Source organism: Ruegeria sp. BG11, from assembly GCF_056538565.1.
Genome location: NZ_JBQFTH010000010.1, coordinates 118,009 through 132,880, shown reverse-complemented (window position 1 = coordinate 132,880; position 14,872 = coordinate 118,009). Strand labels below are relative to the sequence as shown.

16 protein-coding genes are annotated in these 14,872 nt (G+C 58.4%); 9 read left to right on the top strand and 7 right to left on the bottom strand.

What is annotated here, in order from left to right; translation table 11 throughout:
- Positions 1-29: 29 nt before the first annotated feature.
- The 5 genes from ACR0JF_RS16825 to lgt all read right to left on the bottom strand — a co-directional run bounded on the left by ACR0JF_RS16825 (position 30) and on the right by lgt (position 4,244).
- Entirely contained in the window at positions 30-812 is a 783-nt protein-coding gene (locus ACR0JF_RS16825; RefSeq protein ID WP_170468290.1) for a Hint domain-containing protein, read from the bottom strand.
- Between the two features lie 325 nt (positions 813-1,137).
- Positions 1,138-1,266, bottom strand: coding sequence for a hypothetical protein (locus ACR0JF_RS16820; protein ID WP_256439789.1), 129 nt, complete (start codon positions 1,264-1,266; stop codon positions 1,138-1,140).
- 271 nt (positions 1,267-1,537) lie between these two features.
- Positions 1,538-2,296, bottom strand: a complete 759-nt coding sequence (gene pgeF, locus ACR0JF_RS16815) for a peptidoglycan editing factor PgeF (protein ID WP_170662215.1) — start codon at positions 2,294-2,296, stop codon at positions 1,538-1,540.
- Positions 2,293-3,360 carry an SAM-dependent methyltransferase gene (locus tag ACR0JF_RS16810; protein ID WP_170662213.1) on the bottom strand — a complete coding sequence of 356 codons (1,068 nt, stop codon included), beginning with the start codon at positions 3,358-3,360 and terminating at the stop codon, positions 2,293-2,295. The genes pgeF and ACR0JF_RS16810 overlap by 4 nt, the downstream gene beginning before the upstream one ends.
- Positions 3,357-4,244 (bottom strand): prolipoprotein diacylglyceryl transferase, encoded by an 888-nt coding sequence (gene lgt / locus ACR0JF_RS16805; protein WP_170662211.1) that lies wholly within the window; start codon positions 4,242-4,244, stop codon positions 3,357-3,359. The genes ACR0JF_RS16810 and lgt overlap by 4 nt, the downstream gene beginning before the upstream one ends.
- A gap of 97 nt (positions 4,245-4,341) precedes the next feature.
- On the opposite strand from lgt, the gene ACR0JF_RS16800 reads away from it, so the two are divergent.
- From ACR0JF_RS16800 to ACR0JF_RS16780, 5 genes are all read left to right on the top strand, one after another.
- Positions 4,342-4,590: an accessory factor UbiK family protein gene (locus tag ACR0JF_RS16800; RefSeq protein ID WP_050604795.1), complete on the top strand. Its 249-nt coding sequence runs from the start codon at positions 4,342-4,344 to the stop codon at positions 4,588-4,590.
- 310 nt (positions 4,591-4,900) lie between these two features.
- The gene (locus ACR0JF_RS16795) at positions 4,901-5,401 is read left to right on the top strand and encodes a type III secretion system chaperone family protein (protein ID WP_170468281.1); all 501 of its coding nucleotides are present in this window, start codon (positions 4,901-4,903) and stop codon (positions 5,399-5,401) included.
- Between the two features lie 38 nt (positions 5,402-5,439).
- A complete protein-coding gene (gene proC, locus ACR0JF_RS16790) occupies positions 5,440-6,255 on the top strand; it encodes a pyrroline-5-carboxylate reductase (RefSeq protein ID WP_170662209.1) in 816 nt (271 codons plus the stop codon).
- Positions 6,248-6,586, top strand: a complete 339-nt coding sequence (locus tag ACR0JF_RS16785; protein ID WP_170662207.1) for a tRNA-binding protein — start codon at positions 6,248-6,250, stop codon at positions 6,584-6,586. The genes proC and ACR0JF_RS16785 overlap by 8 nt, the downstream gene beginning before the upstream one ends.
- Entirely contained in the window at positions 6,586-7,536 is a 951-nt protein-coding gene (locus ACR0JF_RS16780) for a 2-hydroxyacid dehydrogenase (RefSeq protein WP_170662205.1), read from the top strand. Before ACR0JF_RS16785 ends, ACR0JF_RS16780 begins: the two co-directional genes overlap by 1 nt.
- On the opposite strand, the gene ACR0JF_RS16775 is transcribed toward ACR0JF_RS16780, so the two are convergent.
- Positions 7,533-8,111, bottom strand: a complete 579-nt coding sequence (locus ACR0JF_RS16775; protein WP_170374693.1) for a thymidine kinase — start codon at positions 8,109-8,111, stop codon at positions 7,533-7,535. The two genes, ACR0JF_RS16780 and ACR0JF_RS16775, sit on opposite strands and share 4 nt — an antisense overlap.
- Before the next feature lie 358 nt (positions 8,112-8,469).
- Between ACR0JF_RS16775 and ACR0JF_RS16770 the strand changes: the two genes are divergently transcribed.
- Positions 8,470-8,931 carry a hypothetical protein gene (locus ACR0JF_RS16770; RefSeq protein ID WP_170374695.1) on the top strand — a complete coding sequence of 154 codons (462 nt, stop codon included), beginning with the start codon at positions 8,470-8,472 and terminating at the stop codon, positions 8,929-8,931.
- 87 nt (positions 8,932-9,018) lie between these two features.
- Here ACR0JF_RS16770 and ACR0JF_RS16765 read toward each other — a convergent pair whose 3' ends face one another.
- The gene (locus ACR0JF_RS16765; RefSeq protein ID WP_170662203.1) at positions 9,019-10,143 is read right to left on the bottom strand and encodes a beta-ketoacyl-ACP synthase III; all 1,125 of its coding nucleotides are present in this window, start codon (positions 10,141-10,143) and stop codon (positions 9,019-9,021) included.
- A 168-nt stretch (positions 10,144-10,311) separates the two neighbouring features.
- Between ACR0JF_RS16765 and ACR0JF_RS16760 the strand changes: the two genes are divergently transcribed.
- The 3 genes from ACR0JF_RS16760 to ACR0JF_RS16750 are packed head-to-tail and all read left to right on the top strand — an operon-like array spanning position 10,312 to position 14,866.
- Entirely contained in the window at positions 10,312-10,779 is a 468-nt protein-coding gene (locus ACR0JF_RS16760; protein ID WP_170662201.1) for a MarR family transcriptional regulator, read from the top strand.
- Positions 10,776-11,813, top strand: a complete 1,038-nt coding sequence (locus tag ACR0JF_RS16755; protein ID WP_170662199.1) for an efflux RND transporter periplasmic adaptor subunit — start codon at positions 10,776-10,778, stop codon at positions 11,811-11,813. Before ACR0JF_RS16760 ends, ACR0JF_RS16755 begins: the two co-directional genes overlap by 4 nt.
- Positions 11,814-11,824: 11 nt before the next feature.
- Positions 11,825-14,866 carry an efflux RND transporter permease subunit gene (locus ACR0JF_RS16750; RefSeq protein WP_170662197.1) on the top strand — a complete coding sequence of 1,014 codons (3,042 nt, stop codon included), beginning with the start codon at positions 11,825-11,827 and terminating at the stop codon, positions 14,864-14,866.
- Positions 14,867-14,872: the final 6 nt, after the last annotated feature.

Here is a 14,872-nt window from a genome sequence, read left to right as displayed (position 1 = left end):
GCCCCCACTCTGCAGTACTCTTTAACACTTCACGCTGATATCGCGTCGATCTCTCCGTCTCCGGCGCGCGGCATAAGCAACGGGCCAAAATCGTTCAACGATTCGATATGCGCGAAAAGGTTCAGATAGATCGACCGTAACGAATGGCTGATCATGCGAACCGCATTAGCACCTGGATGATAGGTTTCAAAGGGCAGGCCGTCTACACGGATGACCGAGTGTTTTTTCAGGCATATGTGAAACAATTCCACCGGAGTGGGCGGCATTGTTTCCACAACACCCATTCCGTCCTGAAATTCGGCCACAGGCGTCAGAATCGGTGACCCACCGTGCAGGCGCCGCAAATGGGCAGGCGTGCCAAGCAGGCGCGCGGCTGGTCCTGCGATCACACCGGACATCGGTTTCTGCATACCAAACGTATCGGCCATAATACGGGTCAGCGGACGGGTGCGCCCGCGGGAGTCCTCGCGGCCCGGTATCAGCGTCACCGAGCCCTTCCACAAAACGGTCTCAGAGGTCCCGTCCTGCGTAAGTACCGTGTCGCCGGGCAGCAGATCCTCGATTGCCATTGGCCCCTGTTCGGTTTCCACAAGCGACCCCCGTGAGAAGGCGCAAAAGGCGTCCTCGAACATCGGCAGGGCCGGTGCGATATGCCGGGTTTGCGCAATGTCTCCGTTTTTGAGCAGGGCGCTCACTTCGTAACGGCGCAGCTGGGCTTTCTGTTTTGTAGTCGGCCGCGGAGTGTCGCGGAGCAATGCCGAGGTTTCGACAGCATTTCTGGCAGCAATGGCCAGTGATTTTGGAATAGTCATAAATATTCTGTTCCTTTTAGAACCGGATCAGACGGGGCATACCCCCATGCAGGCCCATCTGTCGGTTCGGTTCTTTGTCTTGAAATAAATGGGTAAACCTTGGGCACCGGCGATGGCCGCAGCGCACAGCGAAGCAATTTCGCATTCCATTGGTCAATCCATTGACCCCCCAGACAAACTCGTACTGCGCGGGCGAAAATGCCCGCAAACACGCTCCGAACTCAGGATGCAGTTTTCTTTGCATCCCACGCACATCGGACCGGAGCACTACCCGGTGCGCGTTGACCAAATGGAACCGGCAGCTTGGTTCCGTTGGCTTTCTGTTTCAGCGTCGCGTCGCCAGACGGCGGGCAACCCTGACAGAATGGCTTGACACTCGCTTCCACGGCATGTCCAGTTTCGGATCCTGTGCGGCCTGGATGACCGCGCTGAGAAAGCGAGATTTCTGTTTCATTTTCTGGTCCTGCTCGATCGGAGGTCTGAGCCTCATTCCGTGTGTGTAGACTTAACGTGCCGCGTGTTTGCGGCAGGGATAAGGCTTAACCGGGATCAAAACCGGACAAAAATAAAGGTTGGCGGTTCCTCTGTTTGAGGTGCCAGCATTCATTTGTCGGCAAAGACAGATAACCTTCTGAGTACTGGCACAAAATTCACTACGATTCTGTGTCAGATAAACACAATAAATGTGGCGGAAAGGTGGCGGTTTTGCCTTAATTGGGCCTAATCTACAATCTGATCGCCGAAATCAACCGCCCGTAATCCGCCTCTTTGGCGTGTGTTGTCCGGCGGTATGAATAAAAGCGATGCGGATCGGAATACGTGCAATGCCGGGTCCATTCTGCCTGCCCCACACCTGCTTGGCGCAGTTTATGCAGACCAAAGGCTGGCAAATCAAATTGCATCCGATCGTCGATGCCATTGGCGAAGAACCTGCTGTTCTCCGAGGAATCCGCCATGAAAGCATCCAAAAATTCGGGGCCGACCTCGTAGGCCACCTGCGAAATGGATGGCCCGATCACGGCACGCGTGTTTTCGCGCGTGGCGCCCAATGCCTCCATCGCGTCCAATGTGGCCTCTAGTACTCCGTCCAAAGCTCCGCGCCAGCCAGCATGGGCAGCACCGATCACGTTCGAGTCAGGGTCGCAGAAAAGCACAGGCTGGCAGTCCGCGGTCAGAATTGTCAGAGCCAACCCGGGCGTGGCCGTCACAAGCGCATCCGCTTTGGGTTTGTCACCCGTAAGGGGCGCATCGACGGTCAGCACGTCGGGTGAATGAACCTGATGAATACCAACCAGCGCCTCGGGCGTGACATCCATCGCGTCAGCAACCCGTCGGCGATTCAGGGCGACGATCTCGGTCTGATCGGACGAGCCATAGCCGCAGTTCAATCCCGCGAAGACACCCGAGGATGCGCCGCCTCTACGGCTGAAAAAGCCGTGTTTTACGGGGGCCAGCATATCCGACGTGAGAATTTCCAAAGTCATGGTTCCAGTCCCGGTGGAGGCGCAGCTTGGGGCGGGTAGAGGCCCAGCACTTTGAACAGATTTCCCATTTCATCTGGATGCGTCAACCGGCGATGTGCGACCACCAGTTCATCAAGCTTGGAGCCGCCTATACCCTTGGCCAGAGCCTGTGCACGGGCGGTGATTCCCAGACGTTCCAGAAAAATACCCTGTGGTGTCAGGCGGGTATGAGCACAGCCTGCGGCCTTTGCTGCCAGCGCCAGGAGCTCAAAATCCACATGCGCGGTCAGGTCTGCCTGACCGGGGGTTTGCAGAGGGTCCACACGTTCATGCGCCTTTAAGGCCTGAAGCGTATCGCCAAGCGAGCTCCAGTCGCCATAGTCCACGATCAGCGCAGCCCCTCCGTTCTGCGCGATTCGGCTGGCGAGGGTGGTTAGAATCGGAATGGCAGTTGCACAGAGTTCGACGTGATCCCCGTCTCGCGTATCGGACAGCCGGTACTGTAGCGCTGTTTGTGGTGCGGCGGGGCCAAGGCCAAAACGCAGCGTGCCATCGGCCTCACCGATCAGTCGTTCGCGCCAAGCGGTGCCGTCGCGCAGGAACTGGCGGATGGGCAGGGCGTCAAAGAACTCATTCGCCACCAGAAACAGCGGCATGTCCGGCAACTCACCGACATTGGTGATCCACTGCGGTTTGTGATCTTTCAGGGTTGCCCTTTGCACGTCGCGGAGCGTTTCCGAGGCTTCCAGTAGAACAACCTTGGCCGCCTTATGAAAACCGGGTACCGAGCGGGTCGCCCGTAGGATATCCGCTATCAGCGTACCGCGACCCGGTCCAAGTTCGGCCAGAGCAAACATGGATGGCTGCCCCTGATCCATCCAGCTTTGCGCCAGTGACAGCCCGATCAACTCTCCGAACATCTGACTGATTTCAGGCGCGGTGGTGAAATCGCCTTGCGCACCGAACGGGTCGCGCGTTGAGTAATAGCCCAGAGTAGGGTGCAACAGGCATTCGGTCATATAGTCGGCCAGCGTCATTGGGCCGTCTTGCCGGATTCGGGCTATCAGAAGATCGTTCAGGCTCATGCCATTCGCCGGGCGCGCAGGGCGAACCACAGACCTAAGGCAATCATCGGCAGGGACAGGATTTGTCCCATTGTAAGGCCGTAGCCGCCGATATGCCACGCCAGCCCAAGCGGGTTGCCGGGTGAGACGAACTGCGCGTCGGGCTGACGGACGAACTCGACCACGAAGCGGGATGCCCCGTAGCCAGCGAGGAAAACGCCCATGATCAGACCGGGTTTGCGGAACGCGCCGCGCCGATAGGCCAGCCATAAAAGGACTGCGCCCAAAAAGACACCCTCAAGCGCGGCTTCGTATAGTTGCGAGGGGTGACGGGCACACATACCGGCCACGACGCCGGGGCAGTCCTGCGCCGCGAAGCCGGGAAAGATCACGGCCCAGGGCAGCTCGCTTGGTCGGCCCCAAAGCTCGGCGTTGATGAAATTGGCAAGCCGTCCCAGCAACAGGCCGGGCGGGACGGTATAGGCCACCAGATCGCCCAACGACAGGGTCGGAATGTTGCGGCGGCGACCATAGAGGTATGAGGCGACAATCACCCCAAGCAGCCCGCCGTGAAAGGCCATGCCGCCTTGCCAGACCTTCAGGATGTCGGCCGGATGCGACAGGTAGTAGGCCGGTTGATAAAACAGCACAAAACCCAGCCGGCCGCCCAGAATGACGCCAATAATGATCCAGGTCAGCAGGTCGTCCAACTGCTCGGGTTTCATGGGCGGTGTCTCATTGCGCCACAGAACCGGACGCCGCAGGGCCATCACGGCCAGACGCCAGGCGATCAGGATGCCGACAATATAAGCTAGCGCGTACCACCTGAGCGCGAACTCCATCCCGAACAGTGAGATCGAGAACAGCTCGGGCGACAAATCGGGGAAATTCAGAACAGCCTGCATGTGCGTCTCATTGCCCGGGGTTTGCAGGGCAAGTCAACCTTGAGCCTGCGCCAATCCTTCCCCATATAGGATACAACCGCGATTTCGGAGAAAAGCCATGCAAACCCGCAACAAGATCCTCGACGACGTTTCCCAGCTGATGACCAACGCCATGGGTGTGGCGCAGGGCGCACGCGAAGAGGCCGAGAATGCGATGAAATCGATGATCGACCGTTGGCTGGCCGACCGCGATTTCGTCACGCGTGAAGAATTCGACGCTGTGCGCGCCATGGCCCAAAAGGCCCGCGAAGAGAACGCCGCGCTTGAGGCGCGCATCGCCGCGCTTGAGGCGAAACTGGACAAATAACGCCCATTTCCAAATTTTGAAGACAAGTTTAACGCCGCGCAATCCAAGGTCGGATTGTGCGGTGTTGTGTATCATGCCGCCTTGCAGAAATTAATCAAGACAAAGCTGCATGAGACGCCAATATTTTGATCGTCGTTGCCGACTGTCCACAACTTATTGCTGTTATCCCCAAGAAATGGGGTTGCCAGACACCCTCTTGCGGCGCACCATATTTGGTACAGGCCTACGGGGGAAGCCCGGCTTGTAGAGCAGGCAACTAGCGCTGGGGCGCTGCCAGCCCCGAAATGCTAGAGAGTAGTGAGGTGGCATTATGGCCCTTTCCGAGCAGTTTCTCGAAGAAGACCTTCATCCAATCGATATTGTTGAACATCTGGCCGAACATCACGACTGGGATTTTGACCGCATTGGCGACGATCAGATTGCCATGGCTGTCGAAGGGCAGTGGCGGACCTATTCGATCACCTTGGCCTGGTCCAACTATGATGAAACGCTGCGCATGGTTTGCTCATTCGAGATGGAGCCTCCGGCGGAGCGTGAGAGTGAGCTGTATGAGCTGCTCAACAAGATGAATGATCAGTGCTGGGCGGGCGCTTTCACATACTGGGCGAACCAGAAGCTTATGGTCTATCGCTATGGCCTGGTTCTGGCGGGCGGTCAGACTGCAAGCCCTGATCAGATCGACACGATGATCAACGCCGCCGTGCTGAGCGCCGAGCGCTACTACCCGGCGATTCAGCTGGTCACCTGGGGCAATCGCGATCCGGAAGAGGCGATGCAAGTCGCCATTGCAGAGGCCTACGGCCGAGCGTAAACCTTTGCCCTGAACCGTAGAATAGGGGAGGGGCACAAATGGACATGTCGCGCGTGGCCGAGCAGGGCCTTGTGTTATTGGGTTGCGGAAAGATGGGATCCGCGATGTTGGCGGGTTGGCTGGATCACGGCCTGCCCGCCGCTTCCGTTTGGGTGATTGATCCTTACCCCTCGGACTGGCTGAAAGCGCAGGGCGTCAACATCAACACGCCACTGCCCGAATCCCCCGCAGTTGTGCTGGTGGCCGTCAAACCGCAAATGATGGGTGAGGCTCTGCCTGCGATCCAGGCCCTCGGTGGCGGTGGCAGCCTGTTCGTTTCCGTCGCGGCGGGCACCTCGATTGCCACGTTTGAGGACGTGCTGGGTGAGGGCACACCGATTGTGCGGGCAATGCCGAACACACCGGCGGCGATCCGTCAGGGTATCACGGCGATGATCGGCAACGCACATGTGTCCGGTGACGATTTGGACCTCGCGGAAAACTTGCTTTCGGCGATAGGCGAGACCGTGCGTCTGTCGGACGAGGCTCAGATAGATGCGGTCACTGGCGTCAGCGGCTCAGGCCCAGCCTATGTGTTCCACCTGATCGAAACGCTGGCCGCCGCAGGGCAGGCGCAGGGTCTGTCGCATGAGCTGGCCATGAAACTGGCGAAATCCACAGTTGCAGGCGCCGGTGCCTTGGCAATGGCCGCCGAGGAAGACCCCGCGCAACTGCGGGTCAATGTGACGTCGCCCAATGGTACGACACAGGCCGCGCTTGAAGTTCTGATGCACGAAGCCGAAGGGTTCCCAAATCTGCTGCACCGGGCCGTTAAGGCCGCGACCGACCGTTCCAAGGAGCTGGGCCGTGAGTGAGATCTCTTTCGATGACTTCTTGAAAGTCGACATCCGCGTCGGTGAGGTCATCCGCGCCGAGCCCTATCCCGAAGCCCGCAAGCCCGCCATCAAGATGTGGATCGATTTCGGCGGTGAGATTGGTAAGCGCAAAACCTCGGCCCAGATCACCGCACATTACGACCCGTCGATGCTGATCGGTAAACAGGTGATGGCTGTGGTCAACTTCCCGCCACGCCAGATCGGAAAGTTCATGTCCGAGGTTCTGGTGCTGGGTCTGCCGGATGAAAACGGAGAGATCGTCTTGATCGGCCCGGATGGCAATGTCCCCGTTGGCGGAAGGATGCACTGATGAAACTCTGGATCACGCGCCCGATGACATCGGCGGTCGAAGCACGGGCAGCCGCTGAGTTCGATGTTGAGATTCGCCCGGCAACCACTCCGCTTTCCGAGGATGAGATGGTGAGGGCGTTGCAGGACTACGACGTGGTTGTGCCCACTCTGGGCGACCTATTCTCGGCCGAAGTCTTCGCCAAAGTGCCCGAGCCGCGCTGCAAGCTGTTGGCCAATTTCGGCGTCGGCTACAATCACATCAATGTCGAGGCCGCGCGCGCCTTAGGCATCGCGGTCACCAACACGCCCGGCGCGGTCACAGATGCGACCGCCGATATCGCCATGACCTTGCTCCTCTCGACCGCGCGGCGCGCGGGTGAGGGAGAGCGTTTGGTACGGGCTGAAAACTGGCAGGGTTGGCATCCCACACAAATGCTAGGGCATCATGTCACCGGCAAGCGAGTCGGCATCGTCGGCATGGGCCGCATCGGCCAAGCCATCGCACGGCGCTGTCACTTTGGATTTGGCATGCAGGTTGCCTATCAGTCCCGCAGTGCCAAGCAGCTTGATTTTGAGGCCGAGTTCATCCCCGTTCTCTCGGCACTTGCGGCCTCGGTCGATTTTCTTGTTCTGGCCGTTCCGGGCGGGGCTGAGACACGCCATCTGATCAATGCCGCAGTGCTTGAGGCCATGAACCCCTCGGCCATTCTGGTCAACATCGCGCGGGGTGAAGTGGTGGATGAGACCGCTCTGATCAGCGCGCTGCAAGCAGGGCAGATCGCAGGAGCTGGGCTGGACGTCTACGAGTTCGAGCCGGCTGTGCCGCAGGCACTGCGCGAGATGCAGAACGTCACCTTGCTGCCGCATCTGGGTACCGCCACCGAAGAGGTGCGAACCGGCATGGGACATATGGCGTTGGACAATGTGGCCGCCTTTGTCGAAGGGCGCGACTTGCCAAACCCGGTCTAGTCGCCGACCGCCTCGCGCCAGTGTTTGCGGCAGAGCGAGACATAGGTCTCGTTCCCGCCAATCTGAACCTGAGCACCCTCGGTGATCGCGCGGCCATTGTCGTCCTGCCGAATCACCATCGTGGCCTTGCGTCCGCATTCGCAAATGGTGCGGACCTCGCGCATCTCATCGGCCAAGGCCAGTAAGGCTGCTGAGCCGGGGAAGAGTTTGCCTTGGAAATCTACCCTTAAGCCATAAGCCAGCACCGGGAGCTTCAGGTCATCCACGGCGCGGGCAAGTTGCCAGACCTGATCCTCGGACAGGAACTGGGCCTCATCCACGAAGACACAGGCGATCGGATTGGCCTTCTGGCGCGTTTCGATCATGGCAAAAACGTCATCGTCCGGCCGGAAGGTATCGGCTTCTTCGGAAATCCCGATACGCGAGGCGATCCGCCCCACACCAGCGCGCCCGTCCACGGCAGCGGTCATCAGATAGGTCTTCATGCCGCGCTCACGGTAATTGTGCGAGGCCTGCAGCAATACGGTCGATTTGCCCGCATTCATGGTCGAGTAGTTGAAATACAGTTTAGCCATGCGGCGGGTCTAAAGCGCCGACGCCAATCGAACAACCCATCAATCGATCAGAGGGAAACGACGTCGCCGTTACCATTGCAGAGGCCGAGCAGATGCTCTTTGGGGATGGAACCTTGCGCATGCAACAGCGACGCCATCGGTCAACATGTGACCAAAACGGAGTGAGGCTGAACAATATTGCCTCACGATTACTCATTACCGGCACTGAACGGCCGCCACTCACTCACAAAACCCTCGCATATCTGAGGGATAGTCAATTTATGGCATTTCAATTATGACTCGGTTATGGGAAATTTCCCTATGCTTTCCCCCAAAACGGACAGAAGGGGCGGCGCGCGCAGGTAGCAAGGGTAGAACTATGGCAGATATCGGGGCCTATCTTAAGAAACACACCGAAGCCTTGGTGAAAGATGTCGGGATCGAAGCCGCGTGCGAGATCACGGGCAAATCAAAGGCAACGCTCGGCCGCTACTATTCGGACAACTCGGAACACGCGGATCGGTTCATGCCCGTCGACGCAGTGGCGCGGCTAGAGAACGCGGCCAACTATCCGCATGTTACCTCGGCGCTGGCGGACCTGAAGAACATCACCCTGTCCTACGGGGATCGCAACACGGATTCTCCGCGTACAGGTGGCGTGAACGCGGATGTCATCGCCCTGAGCCAGCGGTTTGCCATGCTGATGACCGAGTATCAGGCGGCCATCGAAGACGGGATCATCACCGTCAATGAAGCCAAGCGCCTGCTGAAGGAAACCAGCCTTTTGCAGCAGGTTCTGATTGAGATGAAACTGCATCTCGAAGAAGAAAGCGTTAGTTGAAAATTGGCACCAACCGCCTTTAGGCGGTCGTTGTTAGAACGCGCCGATTGCACCGCCGCCTGGCAGCTACTCAAATTCAGTGTCGAACTAGGATTTCCGTTTCACAACTACGGAGCCAACCGAATAGCCAGCCCCGAACGAGCAGATTAGCCCGATATCCCCGTCCTCAAGATCGTCCGAATATTTGGAGAAGGCGATAATCGACCCGGCTGAGGAGGTGTTTGCATAGTCCTGCAGGATATTGGGTTGCTCACCCGCCTCGGGCATGCGTCCAAGGACCTTCTTGCCGATGAAATCGTTCATGGTCTTGTTGGCCTGATGCAACCACAGGCGTGTCAGGTCGTCACTGCTGATGCCTTCGGCCTCCATGTGGTCGCTTATATGCTGGCTGACCATGGGTAGTACTTCCTTGAAGACCTTGCGCCCGTTCTGCATGAACTGCATGTCGCGCCGGTCGATCATCCCATCAGGGCGCGAGCGGCGCAGAAAACCGTTGTTGTTGCGGATATTGTTCGAGAAACTGGTGGCGCAGCGGGTCGACAGGACCTCAAAATGCGGGCCTTGCGCGTCTTCGATGCGTTCGATCAAGGTGGCCGTGGCCACATCGCCGAAGATGAAATGGCAATCCCGGTCGCGCCATTCCAGATGGCCCGAGCAGATTTCGGGGTTCACAACCAATGCGGACCGAACCGAACCCGACCGCACCATATCCGCTGCCGCCTGAATGCCAAACGTGGCCGAGGAACAGGCGACATTCATGTCAAACCCAAAGCCATTGATGCCCAGAGCCTGCTGTATCTCGATGGCAATGGCCGGGTAGGCCCGTTCGTGGTTCGAGGCCGCGCAGATCACCAGATCGACATCTGCCGCCGTCCGACCAGCCTGCGCCAGTGCTTTGTTGCAGGCATCCACCGCCATTTCGGTCATGATCCCCGGCTCGTCATCGCTGCGCTGGCGCAAAGCGGGGTGCATGGTGTCGGGGTCCAACACGCCGGATTTATCCATCACATAGCGGTTTTCGATGCCGGACGCCTTGACGATGAACTCCTCGGATGAGTGCTGCATCGGCTCCATCTGCCCGGCTTCGATGGCCTGGGCGTTCTCTGCATTCACCTTGTCGGCATAGGCGTTGAAGGCTTGCACCAACTCGGCATTGGTGATGACGTTTTCGGGCGTGAAAACGCCTGTACCGGTGATTGCAGGGATATACATGGCAAGTCCTGAACGTTTTGGGTTTGCTCAAAATGCAGTCACAGGGGCATTTGATCAAGTCTTGGTTACCCGAGGGAAGCTAGGCCCGAGGATGATTCTCAACTTCAGTTATTGAATAGTTCATAATTTGAAGTATATGACCCGCAACGACGTCTCGGAGTCTCTTCAATGTCAGACAGTATTAGCGACAGGCTTAGCCGTTTGAGCCCAGAAATTCAGGCCATCATGGGCGTCTATGCGCTCTATTGGAAACTCGAAGAGACCTTCGACACTATCGAAACTGACCTGAGCCACCCGGAATGCCATATGCTGATCAAGCTAGATGAACCCAAGCGAATGGGTGTTCTGGCAGCCGATATGCTCAGCGTGCCATCCACAATTACGGCCACTGCGGATGCTCTGGAAGAAGCCGGTTATCTGGCGCGCCAGCGCGATCCCAACGATCGCCGTGCCTGGTTGCTGGTGCTGACCGAACAAGGCGAGAGCGCGCGTGACATGTTGGTGTCAGCAGCCGGAGATCTGTTTCACGAGGCCTCTGGCCTGAATGCAGAAGAAACAGCCGAGTTCGCCCGGATGGCGAGCAAGATTCGTGACAACGTACTGAAAACGGGAATTCCCGAGGGATTGAAGAAATGAAACAGCTGACTTCTCTGGGCCTTCTGTTGGCCGTTTTGGCGACGCCGCTTGTCGCGCAAGAAACCGCGAAACCGGTCAAGCTAATGCAGGTGCAGGAAACGGCTCCGGGTTTCACACGGCAGTTTTTCGGCCGCGTCGCCGCGCGTCAGACCGTTGATCTGGCCTTTCAGGTTCCAGGGCAGATTGTCGAGATGCCCGTCACCGAAGGGTTCGTCATCCCAAAGGACGGTCTGATTGCCCGTCTGGATCAGGAGCCGTTTGAACTCAGGCTGGATCGTGCTCGCCTGCAGAAAGAACAGGCTGACCGAACCGTTGCGCGCCTGTCGCGGTTGCGCGGCACGACCGCCAGCCAAGTGGCGGTCGATGATTCCGAAACCGAAGCGCAACTGGCCGCTATCGCCCTCCGCGACGCGGAATACGAGCTGGAACACGCAACGCTGACGGCGCCGTTCGACGCGCTTGTATCAAGCCGCGCAGTTGAGGCCTTTACCACCGTGTCGGCGGGGACACCGATTGTGCGCATTCACGATATGTCGGAATTGCGGATCGAGGTGGACGTCCCCGAGATCCTGTTCCAACGCTCGGGTCAGCAGGATGACATCACGATCACGGCCAAATTCCCCGTAAGCGACGAAGTTTTCCCTCTGGAAATCCGTGAGTTTGACGCCGAGACCTCGAGTGTTGGGCAGACTTTCCGCATTCAGTTCGGTCTGACCCCGCCTGAGGGGCTGCAGATTCTGCCCGGCTCGTCCGTGTCGGTAAACGTGCATGTCAGGGATGGCCGCACGGGGATCGTTCTGCCGGCGTCAGCCATCGTCGCTGGCGCGGATGGCGCGCTGGGCGTGATGGTCTTCTCTCCGGTTGGCGCAGATGAGGGCACGGTACGCCTTGCACCCGTAACCATCGAACCAACGCAGACCGGTGAAGTTCGTGTTCTAACCGGCTTGTCAGACGGTGATGAGGTTGTTGTCGCAGGTGGCTCAGCGTTGACAGACGGCCAGAGCGTGCGCCGTTTCACCGGCTTCTCGAACTAAGGGGCGGGCGGATGAGAATTGCACGCGCATCTATCGACCGGCCGCTTTACACGTGGCTGATTATACTGATCGCTTTGTTCGGGGGTATTTGGGGCTTCCTTTCGCTGGGGCGTCTAGAGGACCCGGCTTTTACAATCAAAAACGCGGTCATCGTCACGCAATACCCCGGTGCTACGGCCGAGCAAGTGGCGCTGGAAGTGTCTGAGCCTCTGGAATCGGCGATCCAGCAAATGGGCGAAGTGGATACGATCACCTCGTTGAATCAGCCGGGTCAGTCCCTGATAGAGGTTGAGATCAAATCCACCTATAACGGCAGCGAATTGCCCGCCATCTGGACCCGTCTGCGGGCCAAAGTGCGCGACGCGGCGCGGGGCCTGCCATCCGGTGTAAATCAGCCCTACGTCAATGATGGTTTCGGCGACGTGTTCGGCTTGTTCTATGCGGTAACTGCTGAAGGGTTCTCGGACGCAGAAAAGCACGAACTGGCGACCTTTCTGCGGCGTGAGCTGCTAACCGTCGATGGCGTTGCCGATGTCGAGGTTCAGGGCTTGCCGCAAGAAGCGATCTTCATCGAACCGGATCTGTCAATCTCGGTGAACCAGAACGTCCCCATCCAAGCCATCAACGAGGCGATTGCCAACGCGGATTCGGTCAACTCCTCCGGCTCAGTTCGGTCCGAGAACGACCGCACCACCATTCTGACAGCCGAAGGGTCGGATAGTGTGTCGGCCATCGCCGGGTTGTCGGTCGGCTCACAGGGGCAGGTGATCAACCTGTTTGACATGTCCAACGTTTACCGCGCCCGTCAGACCGACCCGGACATCATGATCCGTTTCGATGGAACCGAGGCCTTTACGCTGGGCATTGCCGGTTTGGCCGCCGAGAACATCGTCGAAGTCGGCAAGCGCGCGGATGCAAAATTCGCGGAACTGGATACGCAAATCCCGTTTGGCGTGGAAATTCTGCCCATCTACCAGCAACACGTGGTGGTCGAGCAAGCCTCGAACGACTTTCTTGTGAACTTGGCCATGTCGGTGATCATCGTGGTTGCGGTTCTGGGCCTTTTCATGGGCTGGCGCGCTGCCATTGTAGTCGGGACGACATTGCTGCTTACCGTGGTCGGCACGTTGCTGTTCATGGCGCTGTTCTCGATTGAGATGGAGCGGATTTCGCTAGGTGCCCTGATCATTGCGATGGGGATGCTGGTGGATAATGCCATCGTGGTGGCCGAAGGTATGCAGATCGCGATGTTGCGCGGTAAATCCTCGCGCGATGCGGCGGATGAGGTGGCGTCGAAAACGCAGATCCCACTGCTGGGCGCGACTGTCATCGGCATCATGGCCTTTGCGGGCATCGGTCTCAGCCCCGATGCGACCGGAGAGTTCCTGTTCTCGCTCTTTGCAGTTATCGGGATCTCATTACTGCTCAGCTGGGTTCTGGCAATCACAGTAACACCGATATTGGCGCATTACTTCTTCAAGCAGGGGAAAGAGGGTGAAGTTGACGCTTATGGCAGCCTTCTGTTCCGCGTTTACGGCGCGATCCTACGCTGGGCGTTGCGGTTCCGCTGGCTCGTCGTGGCCGGGCTGATCGCTGTGACGGTGGCCTGTTATGCGGGCTTTGGCCTGATGAAGCAGCAGTTCTTCCCGGACTCGAATACGCCGCTGTTCTTTGTCCACTACAAGCTGCCTCAGGGCACACCAATCTCGCGTACCTCCGCAGATATGGCCGTGGTCGAGGATTGGCTGGCGGAACGTGACGATGTGGTTTCTGTCACCACATTTGTCGGGCAGGGTGCGACCCGCTTCATGCTGACCTATAGCGCAGAGGACCCGAACCCAAGCTACGGTCACATGATCATTCGGACGGAAACGCTGGAGGATATCCCAATGCTGCAGGCCGAGCTCGAGGCCTTTGGGGTGGCTCAGTTCCCTGAAAGCGAGTTTCGTACCAAACGTCTGGTTTTTGGTCCGGGTGGAGGCACCCCGATTCAAGCCCGCTTCTCGGGTAGCGAGCCAGCCGTGCTGCGGCAGTTGGCGGACGAAGCGGTTCAACGTATGGCCGCTGCTACGCCGAACGCGCTGAACATCCATCATGACTGGCGCGAAAAAGAGCTGGCGGTGCAACCGATTTACGCAACCGAACGCGCGCAGACAGCCGGTGTTTCGCGTGAAGATATTGCGGCCACGCTGCAATTCTCGACCGACGGCATTACCGGTGGCGTCCTGCGTGAGCGTGACCGCCTGATCCCGATCATTCTGCGCCGCCCTGCAGAGGGTGACTATTCGATCGTCGATCAGGTCGTGTATTCCGATCAGTCAGGCCAATTCGTGCCCATCGAACAGATGGTGGACGGGTTCGAATACCAGTTGCTCAACACCGAGGTCCACCGGCGCAACCGGGTTCTGACAATCACCGTTGGCGCGGATATCCCACCAGATGTGACCGCAGCGCAGGTGCATTCTGAGGTGCGCGCAACGATTGAAGAGATGGACCTGCCACCCGGCTATCGTATGGAATGGGGCGGTGAGTTCGAGGACTCGGGCGATGCCCAGGAAAGCCTTGGCAGGCAATTGCCACTGAGCCTGTTGATCATGGTGCTGATCTCGGTGTTGTTGTTCAATGCGATCCGCCAGCCGGTCATCATTTGGCTTTTGGTGCCCATGTCGGTGAACGGCGTGGTCATCGGTTTGCTGGGCACCGGACTGCCGTTCACCTTTACGGCGCTTCTGGGTCTGCTCAGCCTGTCGGGCATGCTGATCAAGAATGGCATCGTTCTGGTCGAAGAGATTGACCTGGTCCGCGCAACGGGAAAACCCCTGCAAGAGTCGATCATCGAAGCATCCGTATCGCGTCTGCGACCTGTGATGCTGGCTGCGGTTACAACGATCCTTGGGATGGCCCCGTTGTTGACCGACGCGTTCTTTGTCTCGATGGCAGTCACCATCATGGGCGGGTTGGCTTTTGCCACGGTCCTGACCATGGTCGCGGCCCCGGTCTTCTACCTGCTTTTCTTCCAGCGAGATGAGAAACGGCAAGCGGTCGCTGCTTAAATGAAA